This is a genomic window from Kosakonia sp. SMBL-WEM22 (assembly GCF_014490785.1).
Taxonomy (GTDB): Bacteria; Pseudomonadota; Gammaproteobacteria; order Enterobacterales; family Enterobacteriaceae; genus Kosakonia.
In genome coordinates, this window is record NZ_CP051488.1 from 2,137,943 (window position 1) to 2,153,878 (window position 15,936).

Below are 15,936 nucleotides of genomic sequence, written 5' to 3' on the forward strand. Positions count from 1 at the left end.
GCGGTATGGAGAACTTTCTGGCAGCAACCATTGCCGGCGATATTCCACGCAAGATGTCCGGCGAAGCGGGCGGCATTCACTGGTTGTGGCATGAGCAGGGGATACTTGAGCTGGTACCGCCGCAGGCGACAGGACGTTCGCTGGTGATCTCCTGCGCCATTCACGGCAATGAGACGGCACCGGTAGAGCTTATCGATCAACTGCTGCACAACCTCTTTTCCGGAGAGCAGCCGTTGAGCTGGCGACTGCTGATTATTCTCGGCAATCCGCAGGCGTTGGCGCAGGGTAAGCGCTATATCAAAAGCGATCTCAACCGCATGTTCGGCGGGCGCTGGCAGCAGCTTCCGCCGAGTGATGAAACCATCCGCGCGGCGCAGCTTGAGCGGGCAGTGACGCACTTTTTCTCTGAGGGTAACGAGACGCGCTGGCATCTCGATCTGCATACGGCCATTCGCGGCTCGCACCATGTGCGCTTTGGCGTTCTGCCGCAGCGCGCCACGCTGTGGGATGAGTCTTTCCTCACGTGGCTCGGCGCAGCCGGGCTTGAAGCGCTGGTGTTCCACCAGGCGCCAGGCGGAACCTTTACCCACTTCAGTTGTGAAAGCTTCGATGCGCTCGCCTGCACGCTGGAGCTGGGTAAAGCGCTGCCGTTTGGTGCCAACGACTTAAGCCAGTTTCAGCGCACCGCCTGGGCTTTGGCGGCGCTGCTTGCCGGCGAGCCCGCACCTGAGACTGAGCTTGCTCCGCTGCGTTACCGGGTGGTGCAGCAACTCACCCGGCGCAGCGAGGCGTTTACCCTCTATATGGACAATGAGACGCTGAACTTTACCCCGTTCAGTGAAGGTACGCTGCTGGCAGAGGATCGCGGCGAGCGCTATGTAGTGACGCACCCGCAGGAGTATGTGCTGTTTCCCAACCCCAATGTCGAGATTGGATTACGCGCCGGATTGATGCTGGAAAAAATAGCGTAACGTAAGCCCTGCAAATGCAGGGCTTATTTTTACTCTTTAAATCTATTACGGAATTATCTTGTTGAGTGCTGAAAAAAATAGCATACTCAGTTTTTACCTGTCTCCATAAAAAACTTACATTTCAGCGGCTTGTCTATTTATTTTTCCACTCTTCACCGTTTATCCTTATTTCCTTCATATTTGATTAAATCCTCACTTTTATACTTTCACTGTTTTACCATCGCTCTGATTAATTGACGCTTGAAGCGCTAAAGTGATTAGCGTCAACACGGCAACCGCCGTATATAAAACTGAAGTAAGGAAGATATTATGCGTAAATTGACTGCCCTGTTTGTTGCCTCTACCCTGGCCTTTGGTGCTGCAAGCCTTGCGCACGCTGATGATGCGCCGGCTGCACCGGCTGATGCCAAACCGATGATGCATCATCACAAAGGAAAAGGGCCGCATGAGATGATGTTCCAGGGCCTGAATCTTACCGATGCGCAGAAAGCGCAGATCCGCGACATCATGAAGAGCCAGCGTGAAGAGATGAAACGTCCGCCAGTAGAAGAGCTGCGCGCGATGCATGAGATCGTCGCCAGCGACAGCTTCGATAAAACCAAAGCCGAGGCGCAAATCAATAAGATGGATGAGCAGCGCAAAGCCGACATGCTCAGACATATGGAAACCCAGAACAAGATTTACAACATTCTGACGCCGGAACAGAAAAAACAGTTCAATGCTAATTTTGAGAAGCGTCTGACAGAACGTCCTGCCGCAGGCGATAAAATGCCTCCTGCACCGGCTGAATAATTTAGTCGACCCTTCTTAAGACCGCCGGTTTTGCCCATCGCCAGTAGCACATGATGGGCAGAACCGGCGGTTTTTTCTCGCCTGCCTCTTGTCAGCCGCCACCGGCGCGGTATCCTCGTTGTTCCTGTGTGCCCGAAGTTGCTACTTATCTGAAGTTTATACTTTTTTACATCTCTGGTTACGTCGTAGCCTAAGGCATCGCTGCCAGGCTGCCGATAACCTGTTTATAGCAATGTGAACGAAAACAAGAATGCACGCTGCTCGCAGAAGCAGCGGCGCAGCCTATCGCTGTGCTATTCAGGAGTGATGATGGAATTCTTTGATATTCGCAAAATGCCAGTCAATCTCTGGCGAAATGGTGCAGGCGAAACGCGGGAAATATGCTGCTTTCCCCCCGCAACCCGCGAATTTAACTGGCGCGCCAGCATTGCCTCGCTGGCTGGGAATGGCGAATTTTCACCTTTTCCGGGCGTTGATCGCGTCATAACGCTGATTGAAGGCGGGGAAGTGACGCTCAACGGTGGCAGTGTGCGGCATACCTTAAAACGCCACCAGCCTTTTACCTTCGCAGGGGATCAGCCGGTCAAGGCTGAACTTTGCGAAGGCCGTATGTCGATGGATTTTAATATTATGACCCGTCGCGATCGCTGCCAGGCGAACGTGCGAATTGCCGATCGTACCTTCACCACCTTCGGTTCGCGCGGCGGTGTGGTCTTTGTGCTGAGCGGCGCATGGCAGTTGGGCGATAAACTGCTCACCGCCGATCAGGGCGCCTGCTGGCAGGAGGGGAGGCAGACCCTGCGGCTGCTGCGCGCCGAAGGGCAATTACTCTTTAGCGAGATCACGTGGCTGGCCGGGCATTAAGCCAGCTCAACGATCTCGTGCTCGCCCGACAGCAGCGGTTTACAGAGAATTTTATAGCCATCGTGATCGAACCCGGCGGGTGTGCGTAGCAAGGCTGCCGCCTCGCCTGGCGTGTTGACCGAACCCAGCCAGAGCCAGTTATGGATGATGTGGTACTGCGTCATCTCGCCAAAGCTCTCTTTTAAGCCGATCGGCCCCTGCCACGGCCAGCACACCAGCTGCATGCGCGCCATCGCGGCGAGAAAACGGCTGTTGTGCTCTTCCACGCTCTCTTTTCCGCAGCAGGCACCAGCGCAGCGTTTTAACGCCGAGCGAAAGCAGGGGCGGCCGCGGCTGAGCGGTTCAAGACCCAGCAGGCCGTAACAGAGCTTCTCTTCATCGGCGATAGATTGCAGCGCCTGCAGCGCTGTGCGCCGGTTGGCAAACAGGCCAAAAAGATGCGGCGATGAGGAGAAGTCTACTTCGCGGGCGTAGACCACCTGCGGTTTCCCATCCTCCACGCGCAGCGAGCAGAGCTGGCGATTACGGCGCAGGCGTTTATTAAACAGCGGCTGCTGCTCTTTAATCAGCCTGGCTTCCAGCAGCAGCGCGCCAATCTCACCGGCGGTGCAGATCCAGCTGACGCGCCGGGACTGGCGCAGCATCGAGGCTTCATCCGGGGTACGGAAATGGGACATTACCCGGCTGCGAATATTGACGCTTTTGCCGATGTAGAGCGGCATCGCCTCGCTGTCGCCATGAAAAATATAGACGCCAGGGTGCTTAGGCATCGCCTCAAGCCACTGACGCAAATGCTCTGGATATTCATAGATTGCCGCCGCCTCAAATGAAAGACGCGGGGCCGATTGACGCCTTGCCACACGGAACTCCTGATACTGGTTACTTGTACAGTGTAGCAGGGTGCTTCAGGTTAAAAAAGAAACATTTGGAAAGAACTGGTAAGTGCGGAGGGAAGGCGGGAGATGTCACCGCTTCGCTTATCAGGCCTACAGCGTATCTGTAGGCCTGAGTGGGCGTCACGGTTTACTGCTTTTTCCAGAAATCATCGAAAATAGTGATGGGCGGACGGCGCTTGTGCTCGGTCTTCACATACCAGCCCTCAATAATGCGGGCGGTCGCTTCATCCAGCTTTTTGCCTTCCAGATAGTCGTCGATATTCTCGTAGGTGACGCCGAGCGCCGCTTCATCCGGCAGAGAAGGGCGATCATCTTCCAGATCGGCAGTCGGCGCTTTCTTATAGAGATGCTCGGGGCAGCCCAGGTGTGCCAGCAGCTGTTTGCCCTGACGCTTATTGAGGCGGAAGAGCGGGTTAATATCGGTGCCGCCATCGCCATACTTGGTGTAGAACCCGGTGACCGCTTCGGCGGCATGATCGGTTCCGACAACGATCCCTTTGCACATCCCGGCGATGCTGTACTGCGCTTTCATACGCTCGCGCGCTTTCTCATTCCCACGCACAAAGTCGCTCAGCTCAATGCCGGTATCGCGCAGTGCCTGCTCGCTTGCCAGCACCGACGCTTTGATATTCACGGTCAGAACGCGGTCAGGTTTGATAAAGGCAATCGCGTCCTGGCAATCCTGTTCATCTGCCTGCGCGCCATAGGGCAGACGCACGGCGATAAACTGTAACTCGCTGTCGCCGCTCTCTTCACGCAGCTCGGAGATGGCTAACTGGGAGATTTTTCCCGCCAGCGTCGAGTCCTGACCACCGCTAATGCCAAGCACCAGCGACTTAATAAAGGGATAGGTTTTCAGATACGTTTTCAGAAAATCCACGCTGCGGCGAACTTCTTCTTCGGCATTGATAGTTGGCTTGACGCCCAGTGCCTGAATAATCTCTTGTTGCAGAGCCATTAACCCCTCCGTTGTTGAATCCTGCTGTGCAGGTTGCAAATAGTTATTCATTAAAGCTAACCCCTTAGTGAGAAAACGACAAGGTTCACAGTTTTGCGTGCGGATATTTACGCCGATTCAGGCCGTTTACGCACTTTTATTAGATTTTTCTGAAAGATATATCATTTTCTGTCTCAAGTTGAAAAAACTAATATTATATTCCAGGCTTAGTTAACACGCTGATACAGAAGCGGATACTAAAGAGGATGGAATATGAATAAGAATATCGCAGGAATTCTGGGCGCCGCAGCAGTACTGACTATGCTGGCAGGTTGTACCGCTTACGATCGCGCGAAAGATCAGGTTAGTCAGCCGGTCGTTAAAGATGTGAAAAAAGGGATGAGCCGCCAGCAGGTAATGCAGATCGCAGGCCGTCCTTCTTCAGAAGTGAGCATGGTTCACGCTCGTGGTACCTGCCAGACCTATATCCTGGGTCAGCGTAACGGCAAAACTGAAACCTACTTCGTCGCACTGGATGACACCGGTCACGTGCTGAACTCGGGTTACCAGACCTGTGCCGAATACGACACCGATCCGCAGGCACCGCAGCAGCAGTCACAGCAGAAAAAACCTCTGCAGTAATTTTTTTGCCTTTGCCTGAGCACATAAAAAACCGGCCAACTGGCCGGTTTTTTTATGCTTTACGCCGGCACGTTATCGATCTTGCTGATACGTGACCAGACGCGGTGCGCTGCGAGCTGTTCGATAAAATCCTCCACCAGCTCGCTTGAGGCGATATCACCTTCGATAATGCCCTCTTCACCCTGCGGGTTGACATGTATCACCCCTTTAAACTGGCGGGCGTCACCGGCAAGCGCAATGGTCTTAAGGTGCTTATAGGCCTCCAGCAGGTAATATTTCGCGTCCCCATTTTGTAACAGCGTAGTGACATCGCCACCCGGAACAAAAACGCCATCTACCGTCAGAGAAGGCGAGCCGGCAAAGGTTGCCGCCACGGGCAAACGGGAGCCGTCATCGGCCACCACTTCACCCATACGCGAGTAGAGCAGTTTGGCATGCACGCCTTTATTCTTCAGCCCCTGTAACAGTGTCAGCACATCCTGCGCGCGTACATTATCATGCAGCAACACCGCCACCACACGACCTTTCACGTCGCCATCCGGAATGGCATACAGGCTAAGGGAGGGATCTTTCTCCACGCCGTTAACCGCCGGCGGCGGCGTGATGTTGCACTGCTCTTCCGTCAGGGTGATGCCCAGATTTTCCGCGACAGACCGCGCCAGGTTGAGATCAATATGCGCCAGCAGGTCGACCACGCGCTCACGAATGTAGGGGCGCGCCACTTTGCTTAGCTCAAAGCTAAAGGCATCAACGATATGGCGTTGTTCAAACGGCGTCTGGCTCAGCCAGAAGAGACGCGGATGGGCGTAATACTCGCCAAATGAGGGGCTGCGCTCGCGCACTTTATGCCCTTCAACGCGCTCCTGATAGCTCTCAAATCCACCACGTTTCGGCCCCGGCGGCGTTTCGCGCGGCCAGTTGTCGTTGATGGAGTTTGGCTCATAGTTGGCCGGATTGGTGTCAATATCCATCCGGTGCATGCCGTCACGCTGGAAGTTGTGATACGGGCAGGTTGGGCGGTTAATCGGAATTTCGTGGAAGTTTGGCCCGCCGAGACGGCTGATCTGTGTATCGGTATAGGAGAAGAGGCGCCCCTGCAACAGCGGGTCGTTGGTGAAATCCAGCCCCGGCACAATATGGCCCGGATGGAAGGCCACCTGTTCGTTTTCGGCAAAGAAGTTATCCGGGTTGCGGTTGAGCACCATTTTGCCGACCCGCTGCACCGGCACCAGCGCCTCCGGGATCAGTTTGGTCGGGTCGAGCAGATCGAAATCAAACTTGAACTCATCCTCTTCCGGGATCAGCTGCAGCCCCAGTTCATATTCCGGGTAGTCGCCCGCTTCAATCGCTTCCCACAGCTCACGTCGGTGGAAGTCGGGATCGCGCCCGGTCAGCTTCTGCGACTCGTCCCACACCAGCGAGGCTTTACCCGCCAGCGGTTTCCAGTGGAAACGCACAAAGGTCGCTTTCCCTTCAGCGTTAATTAGTCGGAAGGTGTGAATACCAAAACCTTCCATGGTGCGATAGCTGCGCGGAATACCGCGATCGGACATCGCCCACATCACGTTATGCAGGGTTTCCGGCTGCAGAGAGACATAGTCCCAAAAAGTGTCGTGCGCGCTCTGTCCCTGTGGGATCGCCCAGTGCGGCTCCGGTTTTACCGCATGGACAAAATCGGGAAATTTATGTGCATCCTGTAAAAAGAAGATGGGCGTGTTGTTGCCGACCAGGTCGAAGATACCCTCTTCGGTGTAGAACTTGGTGGCGAAACCGCGAATGTCACGCACGGTATCGGCTGAACCGGCACCGCCCTGCACGGTGGAGAAGCGCACAAACACCGGGGTGATCTTCTCCGGGTCGGAGAGGAAGTCAGCTTTGGTGACATCTTGCAGGCTGCGGTAGGGCTGGAAGTAGCCGTGTGCTGCCGAGCCGCGCGCATGCACGATACGCTCCGGAATGCGCTCATGGTCAAAATGGGTGATCTTCTCGCGCAGAATAAAATCTTCCAGCAGCGTCGGGCCGCGCGAGCCTGCGCGCAACGAGTTCTGATCGTCGCTGATACGTACGCCCTGGTTGGTGGTCAGCGCCGCGTTCTCGCCGCCCTTGCGGAAGGTCTCCAGCGCATTCAATTTCTCATTGGCAGTGTCGGGTGATTTCAGGCTGCCAGGTGCGGTAGGCTCTTCGCCGGGTGCGGTCGGTTTTGGCGAAGGGCGGTGGGAGTTATCGGATGGTGCGAGGGAATCCAGTCCCGGGCGGGCTTCGTTTTCATCATCAACCGGGGCGCGGGAAGGTTGTGTCTCTTTCTCATGCTGCGACATTGAACTCGTCTCCTGTTATCCATGACTAAAAAGGCAGGTTATTGCCATTAACCCTTCTAACTATAGAACAATGTCCCGGTCACGCCCGTTTACCGGCCTGACCTTGAAAAGGCGCACGGAAGCTCACGCCGGGCGCGACGCGCGGGGTGACAATCGGCTATCATTGGCTTTCGTGTGTGTGAAATTTGTCTTTAGTGAATGCATCGCTTATGAAAACGCTTCGTCAACAGAACCGAGTCATTATCAGCTATGTTCCGCGCGTCGAACCGGCGCCACCCGACCACGCGTCTAAGGTCGACGGTTATCGTGATGTCTGGAGGCTGCGTGGGAAGTATGTCGCGTTTGTGTTGATGGGCGAGCATTTTCGCCGCTCGCCAACCTTCACCACCCCGGATGCGGCACAGCGCTGGGCGACGCAGATGCGTCAGGAAGACGAGATCGAGGAGTAAAAAAACGCCTGCAGTGTGCAGGCGTTTATGTTTCAGAAGGTTAGCTTAGCGATGCGCCAGTTCGGCGTGCTCTTCGCTATCCAGAATGGTTTTATCCGTCTGCTTCAGCCACTGGCTGGTCAGCGTCCCGGCGGTCATCGAACCGCTAACGTTCAGCGCGGTACGCCCCATATCGATCAGCGGTTCAACGGAGATCAGCAGCGCAACCAGCGTAACGGGAAGGCCGAGCGCCGGCAGCACAATCAGCGCTGCGAAAGTGGCACCGCCGCCCACGCCTGCCACACCGGCGGAACTGATGGTAACAATACCGACCAGTGTTGCGATCCACATGGGATCCAGCGGATTGATGCCGACCGTCGGCGCAACCATTACCGCCAGCATCGCCGGATACAGACCCGCACAGCCATTCTGCCCAATGGTCGCGCCAAAGGAGGCAGAGAAGCTGGCGATCGATTCCGGTACGCCAAGGCGACGGGTCTGCGCTTCCACATTCAGCGGAATAGAAGCGGCGCTGGAGCGGCTGGTAAAGGCAAAGGTCAGCACCGGCCACACTTTACGGAAGAACTTCAGTGGGCTTACGCCATTCACGCCCAGCAGAACGCCATGTACCACGAACATAATGGCGAGGCCGAGGTAAGAGGCGATAACGAAGCTGCCCAGCTTGATAATGTCGTGGATATTGGAGCCAGCGACCACTTTGGTCATCAGCGCCAGCACGCCGTAAGGCGTCAGCTGCATCACCAGGCGTACCAGCTTCATCACCCAGCTCTGCAACGTATCGATAGCGGTCAGCACACGCTGGCCCTTCGGCGCATCATCTTTCAGCAGCTTCAGCGCGGCCACGCCGAGGAATGCGGCAAAGATAACGATGCTGATGATCGAGGTCGGACTTGCCCCAGTCAGATCGGCAAACGGGTTTTTCGGCACGAACGACAGCAGCAGCTGCGGCACGGTCAGATCGGCCAGTTTGCCCACGTAGTTGCTCTGAATGGCGTTCAGACGCGCAGTTTCCGCGCTGCCCTGTACCAGCCCTTCAGCGGTAAGACCAAACAGATTGGTCACCAGTACACCCACCAGCGCGGCGATAAGCGTGGTGAAGAGCAGCGTACCGATGGTTAAGAAACTGATTTTGCCCAACTGAGACGCATTGTGCAGACGCGCAACGGCGCTGAGGATTGAGGCGAAAACCAGCGGCATAACGATCATTTGCAGCAGCTGTACGTAGCCGTTACCGACGACGCTAAACCACTGGATTGACTCTTTCAGCACCGGGTTATCGGCACCGTAAATGGCCTGCAGTGCGAGGCCGAACGCCACGCCAAGCCCGAGACCAACCAGTACTTTTTTTGCCAGGCTCCACTGTTTGTGGCGCGCCTGCGCCAGCAAAAGCAGCAGTGCGGCGAACACGACAACGTTCGCGATTAATGGAAAATTCATCCCCGTTCTCCTGATTTCATTATATTGATGACATCGAGGTCATCCTGTGGCGCAAGGTTAGCAGAAGTGTCGAACGAGCCTTATATCCAAATGGAATGCTTTATAGCGAAGTGTTCGAAATCGATCATTTATCGCGCAGACTGGCGATCAATAAAGCGATTGAACTCGTTTTGCAGAATATTTATCGCTTCAGATGACCAGCGGATTGCACCATTTTCGGGCAGGGTTTGCGGCATCCATACCGCATAGGTGAGTAACGCCATACAGAGCACGCGCTCCAGCTGGTTGCCTTTTTGGGAAGCCAGAATCGGCAGGCGAAAGCGCCAGCGGCAGGGCCACAGTAGCGGCACGCCGGCGGGCGTGAGCATATCTGCAACAATATGGCTGAGGTAGCCAACAACCATACCCTGCAACGCGTCTGCCGGCAGGATCCAGCTGTCTGGCACCTTTAAGGCAAAAAGGGTAAGCGCGAGGAAAACTGCCAGCAGGCTATGGGTAAATCCGCGATGACCAAAGGCGCGCGCGACGGGTTTAGAGATCCACTTTAGCCGCTGGCCGAGGAAGGACTTTGGGTGATCGATATCCGGCAGCAGGCAGGTGAGAATCGCTGAAGGCACAATATGCCACCAGTCGCCCTGCGCAAGCACGGGCGTCAATTCGGCATTCTTGGTAAACACCGCGCAGGCTATGGAGAAAAGCAGGTGTCCTTCCGCCGTCATGATCAAACTCGCTAAACTGTCGATGCATACAGTATAGGATGTTTGTACAGTAGGCGGAAGAGGTGACGGTGTAACTCTTTGTCACAAACTCGTTATTTAACGCGCCAGCCAGCCGCCATCGACCGCCAGGGTGTAACCATTCACGTAGTCGGCAGCCGGTGAGGCGAGAAAAACCGCCGCGCCCTGTAAATCCTCCGGCGTGCCCCAGCGGCCAGCGGGAATACGATCGAGGATCTCCTTGTTGCGTTCAGCATCTTCTCGCAGCTGCCGGGTATTGTTAGTTGCCATATAGCCGGGGGCAATCGCGTTGACGTTGATATTGTGCTTCGCCCACTCATTTGCCAGCAGGCGGGTCAGCCCCATCACGCCACTTTTCGAGGCTGTGTAGGAAGGAACGCGGATACCGCCCTGCCATGAGAGCATCGAGGCGATATTGATAATTTTGCCGCCGCTGCCCTGAGCGATAAATTGTCGGGCGACGGCCTGCGAGAGGAAGAAGAGTGACTTCAGGTTGAGATCCATTACCTCATCCCAATCCTTTTCACTGAAATTGATGGCGTCACAACGGCGGATCGTTCCGGCGTTATTGATGAGAATATCAAGGTGCCCCATCTTTTCCACCGCTTCGTCGACAATCGACGTTAACTGCTGCTGGTCGCGCAGGTCGGCCTGAATCGCATGAAAACGGCGACCGAGCGCCTCAACGCGTTCCGCCGTTTCATGGGGGATTTTGCGGTTAACGCCGACAATATCGCAGCCTGCTTCCGCCAGACCCACTGTCATTCCCTGGCCCAGCCCGGTATCGCATCCGGTTACAAGAGCCACCTTACCCGTTAGCTTAAAAGCATCCAGTATCATATCTACTCCGGCGTAATGTCATGTCGTGACGGGCGTCAATGCCTGCGGATTAGAATAGAAGGCGGGAGCGCAAAATACAAACAAATGAAATGTTGTTTCAATATTTCTGTGACACAGGAGCAGCTTTGCGCTGCTCCTGCGTGTAATTAACCCAGCAGGTGAGCGGCAGTGAGCTGCTGCAAGCTGTCGAGTTTGACATTCGCCAGCACATAACGTGGATCGCTGCGATGCTCATCATCGGGTACCACAATAGAACGCATGCGCGCTGCTTTACTGGCAATCATGCCGTTAACGGAATCCTCCAGCGCCACGCAGGCTAAAGGATCGACACCGAGTTTCGCCGCGCAATCAAGATAAACCTGCGGATGCGGTTTGCTGTAAGGCAGGCTCTCGGCGGAGGCCAGTGCATCAAAGCTGTCGCGCAGATCGAACATCGCCAGCACTTTCTCTAGCATATGCAGCGGCGATGCAGAGGCCAGCCCGACACGCAGGCCGTTCGCTTTGCAAAGCGCCAGCGCTTCGCGAACGCCCGGCAGCAGCGGACGCTCTGCTTCCACCAGCGCAATAGCGCGCTCAATGATGTGAGCGGTGACCTGCTGGCGGGAAGGGCCGCTCCACGGCTGTTGCGCATACCATAAATCAACCACCATATCGATGCGCAGGCCCAGCGTGTCAGGCAGTTCACCCCGGCGTGAAGTATCGACGCCAAGGCTTGAGATCACGTCAAGTTCGGCGCGATCCCACAGCGGTTCTGAGTCAATTAATAAACCATCCATATCAAAAATTGCTGCAACTGTTTGGCGCGGGGCAGACATAACACCTCTCCGGTTAGTGAAATAAACAGGGTGAAGGTAGTGAGTATGGCAATGCGTTCACCCTGGCGTCTTTAAAAATCAGGCGAAAATAGTTATCAGCAGGTAGACTAAGGCACAAACAGTGCGTCAACAACAAGGGGAATCCATGACGTATCAACAAGCTGGACGCATCGCCGTACTAAAACGCGTTCTGGGTTGGGTGATTTTTATTCCGGCCGTTATTTCGACCGTTATTTCGATCCTGAAGTTTATGTATGAGCATAGTGATAAACAGCCCGGTATTAACGCCGTGATGCTCGATTTCGCCCATGTGATGATTGAGATGATGCGGTTTAATACACCATTCCTCAATCTCTTCTGGTACAACTCGCCGACGCCCCATTTTCAGCAGGGCCTAAACGTTCTTTTCTGGATTATCTTCGCGTTAATCTTTGTTGGCCTGGCCTTACAGGCCTCCGGTGCGCGCATGAGCCGCCAAGCACGCTTTGTGCGCGAAGGGGTGGAAAATCAGCTAATCCTCGAAAAAGCCAAAGGCGAAGAGGGGCTTACCCGCGAGCAGATCGAAGCGCGCATCAACGTGCCAAACCACACCATTTTCCTGCAAATTTTCCCGCTCTATGTGCTGCCAACTATTATCATTGTGGCAGGGTACTTCTTCTTTAAGCTGCTCGGTTTCCTTTAAGACAACAGCGCCCGATAGCATTCGCGATCGGGCTTCTTAGCCTTTCGCTTTTACGCAGCCAATACCCGATCCAGCGCTTTCTGTGCATTCATCAGATGTTCACCGCCGAAGAGAATGGCGCGGTTGAAGAGCGTATAAAGCTGGTAAATCGGTTGGCGGTCGAGGAAATCGGGCGGGAGCGGGGAGATGGACTGATAACCGTCGTAGATCTGCGGCGGCTGATCCGGATGCAGCGGCAGCATCGCCAGATCGCACTCTCTGTCGCCCCAGTAGCAGGCGGGATCGTAAATATAGGGGCCATCCGGGCCGAGCGCGCAGTTGGCGGACCAGAGATCGCCATGCAGTAAAGAGGCCTGCGGCTGGTGGCCCGCTAACCGCTGCTGAACATGCTCAACAATCGCATCGATATTGCCAAACTGCAGCCCTTTTTCCGCCGCCAGTTCAAGCTGCCAGCCAATACGCTGCTCGGCAAAAAAGGTGGACCAACGGCGCTGCCAGGCGTTGGGTTGGGGAGTCGTGGAGAGATCGTTATCGAAGTCGAGACCAAACTGCGGCTGATCGCTCCACTGGTGCAGATGCGCAAGCTGCTGGCCCAATAAAAAAGCGCTATGCACATCGAGCGGGCGTGCGGGAAGATATTCCATCACCAGAAAGCTGTAGTCGCGGTCGCTACCAACCGCCCACACCTCAGGAACTTTTACCGTATTGCTGCGCGCCAGCAGGGCCAGCTGATCGGCTTCGGCTGTGAAAATGGGAAGCAGGGCGCGTTCATCGCACTTAACGAAACAGTCGCGTCCTGCGTAACGTATGCGCCATGCAGCGTGAATTTCGCCGCCCGGTAGCTCATCGCGTTGTTCAATTTCGCCTTCACCCAGTTGCTCGCTTAACAGACCACTTATCGCTTGCCACATGATATTTCTCCCATGTAATCAGCCAGATCATTAGGTTAGCGCACTAAAGCTATGAAAAAATTCGACTTAACGCACACCAGACGCACGCGCGGCGCAGGATGGCACTTATTGCTCTTGGTGCTGCCAGTTTTCCCAGGTGGAAATCTTAACATCGGTTTTTTGACCAACGGCACTCTCTGCCAGGCCGCTGGCAAGCTCATGAACTTCCTGCTCGTTTAAAGCGCTAACCAGGCCGAAAGTGTTAGTGCCGAGATCGTGGACCTTGCCATCTTCGTCCGCCATGGTGATAAGAAAGCCCGCGCGTGTAAAGTGGTTATTCAACTCGTTGATATCTGTTAGCGTCTCATCGTGAAATTTCACCGTGACGACGTAGCGGGTAATGCCATCGTTGCTCATATCTCACCTCATTGTAATTGCAAATTTTTTTAGCATAGTCGGCGACGAACATTTGTCGACCATTGCCGGAGGCTCTTGCTGCATTAAAGCGCTTAAGCACCGCGTAGATAGTCGTAGATCTTCTGCGTATCCTCGCGGGCGCACAGACGGGTGCCCTGATTGATGGTGGCCGCGCTACCTGCTGCGACACCGAAGCGCACCATATCATCGAGCGGAGCATCCTCGGCAAGCTTAAGGGTCATGGCGCCGACCATGCTGTCGCCCGCGCCAACGGTGCTCTGGCTTTTCATCGGCGGCGGCACAACCTGTACATGGCCCTGCTGGTCTACCCCCAAAGCCCCTTGCGGCCCAAGCGAGACCACCACGCGACGCGCTTTGCCACTGGTAATGATCTCCTGCGCCGCGCGCAGCACATCATGAGGTTGGTTGAGCGGTCGGCCCACCAGCGCGCTCAGCTCTTTCTGGTTGGGTTTGACCAGTTCGATATTGCCAATCTCCAGCGCAGCGGCCAGCGCGTCGCCTGAACTGTCGATGATGCAGCGGATCCCCTGTTTTTGTGCGACAGTAATCAATTGCGTCAGTTTCTCGAGCTGAACACCCGGTGGCAGGCTGCCGCTGATGACCAGAATCGCGCCACTCTCGATTGTCAGCACTCGCTCTTCAATCTGGCGGAACTCATCTTCACTCAATGTTGCACCGGGCATTACAAAGCGATACTGCTCGCCGCTCGCTTCAACGTGGACATGCAGGTTCTGTCGCGTCCAGTCGGCAGTCTGCACGCTGAGGGTCGGGACATGCTCATCAGCGAGCAGAGCAGTGAGGTGTTCGCCGGTCGCACCGCCCGCAGGAAAAATCGCGGTGGCTTTTCCGCCGAGGTGGGCAATGGCGCGGGCAACATTAATGCCGCCGCCGCCCGGTTCAAATACCGGTGAGGTGCAACGGAGTTTTCCTTCCGGATACATTTGCGGCGTTATTGTCGCACTGTCGAGAGATGGTGCGAGCGTCAGCGTATAAATCGATACCATATTGACCTCCTGTTACGTAGCGTGCAGTAAGCCTGGCACCATTTACGGGGAAGGGAAAGTAAATAACAGTATGATTTTAAATACGATATTATTTTTATGGTGATATTTCGGAATCCATAACAATTATTCTGAGATCTCTCTTATTCAAAAAATCAAATAAGATTTCATTGATATGTTTAAGCGGTCTTTTTATAATTTGTTACCTTTCTGCGGACCGTTGGTCATTGATCCATAAGAAAGTTTCCGGGACCGTGTTGGTCTCATTTACTGTACGGATTTAAAAAAAATGAAGCTTTTTAAGACAGTACCCGCGCTGGTTATGGCCGCGGGCGTGCTTGCGTCGATGAATGCTGTCGCAGATGATACCGTTTTTACTGTCATGGATGACCCCGCCTCCGCGAAAAAACCGTTTGAAGGTAATATTAACGGTGGCTATCTCGGTCAGTCTGGTAACACAAAGAGTTCCTCTTTGACGGCTGACTCAACCCTGACATGGTATGGCGATTCTACGGCCTGGTCCCTGTGGGGCAACGCCAGTAATACCTCGTCTAACGACGAACGTTCTTCCGAGAAGTATGCTGTTGGCGGTCGTAGCCGTTATAACATGACTGACTACGACTATCTGTTCGGTCAGGCGAGCTGGTTGACCGATCGCTACAACGGTTATCGTGACCGTGACATTGTTACTGCTGGTTACGGTCGTCAATTCCTGAATGGTCCGGTTCACAGCTTCCGTCTGGAATTCGGTCCGGGTGTACGTTATGACAAGTACACTAACGGCGACACTAAAACGACGGCGCTGGGCTATGCCTCTGGCACTTACGCATGGCAGTTCTCAGACAATGCGAAGTTCACTCAGGGCGTTTCGGTGTTTGGTGCGGATGATACCACCGTCAACTCCGAAACCGCGCTGAATGTGGCGATCAACTCCCACTTCGCGTTGAAGGTTGCCTATAACGTGACCTGGAACTCTGAGCCGCCATCATCGGCACCGGAGCACACCGATCGCAGAACGTCGATTACCTTAGGGTATTCAATTTAATTGGACGGGCCGGATTATCCGGCCCGTTTTTATTTACCTTAAGTGCACTCTTCGCTGGCCATTTCTATTTACATTATCTCCTGCACTTTCTCTCCACAATTCTCCGCCAGGAAACATATTCAGTTTATTTGACACGAACGGCTAAATAAATTGACTGGGAAAAAATGTGATCCAGATCTACA

At 54.7% G+C, this 15,936-nt stretch carries 17 protein-coding genes; 7 read left to right on the forward strand and 10 right to left on the reverse strand.

The features are described from left to right. The first annotated feature begins 5 nt into the window (after positions 1 to 5). From astE to ves, 3 genes are all read left to right on the forward strand, one after another. Positions 6 to 971: a succinylglutamate desuccinylase gene (astE, locus tag HF650_RS10150; RefSeq protein ID WP_187802251.1), complete on the forward strand. Its 966-nt coding sequence runs from the start codon at positions 6 to 8 to the stop codon at positions 969 to 971. 309 nt (positions 972 to 1,280) lie between these two features. Then, positions 1,281 to 1,763, forward strand: coding sequence for an ATP-independent periplasmic protein-refolding chaperone Spy (gene spy, locus HF650_RS10155; protein WP_187802252.1), 483 nt, complete (start codon positions 1,281 to 1,283; stop codon positions 1,761 to 1,763). A 309-nt stretch (positions 1,764 to 2,072) separates the two neighbouring features. Next, complete coding sequence (gene ves, locus HF650_RS10160; RefSeq protein WP_187802651.1) at positions 2,073 to 2,627, forward strand: environmental stress-induced protein Ves; 555 nt, start codon at positions 2,073 to 2,075, stop codon at positions 2,625 to 2,627. Here ves and cho read toward each other — a convergent pair. Then, entirely contained in the window at positions 2,624 to 3,487 is an 864-nt protein-coding gene (cho, locus tag HF650_RS10165) for an excinuclease Cho (RefSeq protein WP_187802253.1), read from the reverse strand. The genes ves and cho overlap by 4 nt on opposite strands. Before the next feature lie 163 nt (positions 3,488 to 3,650). Continuing rightward, entirely contained in the window at positions 3,651 to 4,481 is an 831-nt protein-coding gene (gene nadE, locus HF650_RS10170) for an ammonia-dependent NAD(+) synthetase (RefSeq protein WP_187802652.1), read from the reverse strand. Between the two features lie 252 nt (positions 4,482 to 4,733). On the opposite strand from nadE, the gene osmE reads away from it, so the two are divergent. Next, complete coding sequence (gene osmE, locus HF650_RS10175) at positions 4,734 to 5,102, forward strand: osmotically-inducible lipoprotein OsmE (RefSeq protein ID WP_187802254.1); 369 nt, start codon at positions 4,734 to 4,736, stop codon at positions 5,100 to 5,102. A 59-nt stretch (positions 5,103 to 5,161) separates the two neighbouring features. Here the strand turns inward: osmE and katE are convergent, their stop codons facing one another. Then, complete coding sequence (gene katE, locus HF650_RS10180; RefSeq protein WP_187802255.1) at positions 5,162 to 7,420, reverse strand: catalase HPII; 2,259 nt, start codon at positions 7,418 to 7,420, stop codon at positions 5,162 to 5,164. A 209-nt stretch (positions 7,421 to 7,629) separates the two neighbouring features. Between katE and cedA the strand changes: the two genes are divergently transcribed. Continuing rightward, the gene (gene cedA, locus HF650_RS10185; protein ID WP_187802653.1) at positions 7,630 to 7,869 is read left to right on the forward strand and encodes a cell division activator CedA; all 240 of its coding nucleotides are present in this window, start codon (positions 7,630 to 7,632) and stop codon (positions 7,867 to 7,869) included. Positions 7,870 to 7,914: 45 nt separating this feature from the next. On the opposite strand, the gene HF650_RS10190 is transcribed toward cedA, so the two are convergent. The 4 genes from HF650_RS10190 to hxpB form a co-directional block, all read right to left on the reverse strand. After that, positions 7,915 to 9,306, reverse strand: a complete 1,392-nt coding sequence (locus tag HF650_RS10190; RefSeq protein ID WP_187802256.1) for an L-cystine transporter — start codon at positions 9,304 to 9,306, stop codon at positions 7,915 to 7,917. Between the two features lie 128 nt (positions 9,307 to 9,434). Next, positions 9,435 to 10,025 (reverse strand): metal-dependent hydrolase, encoded by a 591-nt coding sequence (locus HF650_RS10195; protein WP_187802257.1) that lies wholly within the window; start codon positions 10,023 to 10,025, stop codon positions 9,435 to 9,437. Between the two features lie 96 nt (positions 10,026 to 10,121). Continuing rightward, positions 10,122 to 10,883 carry a 2-dehydro-3-deoxy-D-gluconate 5-dehydrogenase KduD gene (gene kduD / locus HF650_RS10200; RefSeq protein WP_187802258.1) on the reverse strand — a complete coding sequence of 254 codons (762 nt, stop codon included), beginning with the start codon at positions 10,881 to 10,883 and terminating at the stop codon, positions 10,122 to 10,124. Between the two features lie 146 nt (positions 10,884 to 11,029). Continuing rightward, a complete protein-coding gene (hxpB, locus tag HF650_RS10205) occupies positions 11,030 to 11,698 on the reverse strand; it encodes a hexitol phosphatase HxpB (protein WP_187802259.1) in 669 nt (222 codons plus the stop codon). A gap of 145 nt (positions 11,699 to 11,843) precedes the next feature. On the opposite strand from hxpB, the gene HF650_RS10210 reads away from it, so the two are divergent. Next, positions 11,844 to 12,380, forward strand: a complete 537-nt coding sequence (locus HF650_RS10210) for a YniB family protein (protein WP_187802260.1) — start codon at positions 11,844 to 11,846, stop codon at positions 12,378 to 12,380. 50 nt (positions 12,381 to 12,430) lie between these two features. Here the strand turns inward: HF650_RS10210 and HF650_RS10215 are convergent, their stop codons facing one another. The 3 genes from HF650_RS10215 to pfkB all read right to left on the reverse strand — a co-directional run bounded on the left by HF650_RS10215 (position 12,431) and on the right by pfkB (position 14,712). Continuing rightward, positions 12,431 to 13,291, reverse strand: a complete 861-nt coding sequence (locus HF650_RS10215) for a fructosamine kinase family protein (protein ID WP_187802261.1) — start codon at positions 13,289 to 13,291, stop codon at positions 12,431 to 12,433. A 105-nt stretch (positions 13,292 to 13,396) separates the two neighbouring features. Continuing rightward, the gene (gene ghoS / locus HF650_RS10220; RefSeq protein ID WP_187802262.1) at positions 13,397 to 13,687 is read right to left on the reverse strand and encodes a type V toxin-antitoxin system endoribonuclease antitoxin GhoS; all 291 of its coding nucleotides are present in this window, start codon (positions 13,685 to 13,687) and stop codon (positions 13,397 to 13,399) included. A 92-nt stretch (positions 13,688 to 13,779) separates the two neighbouring features. Further along, complete coding sequence (gene pfkB / locus HF650_RS10225; RefSeq protein ID WP_187802263.1) at positions 13,780 to 14,712, reverse strand: 6-phosphofructokinase II; 933 nt, start codon at positions 14,710 to 14,712, stop codon at positions 13,780 to 13,782. A gap of 286 nt (positions 14,713 to 14,998) precedes the next feature. Between pfkB and HF650_RS10230 the strand changes: the two genes are divergently transcribed. Continuing rightward, a complete protein-coding gene (locus HF650_RS10230) occupies positions 14,999 to 15,754 on the forward strand; it encodes a YdiY family protein (RefSeq protein WP_187802264.1) in 756 nt (251 codons plus the stop codon). Positions 15,755 to 15,936 lie beyond the last annotated feature (182 nt).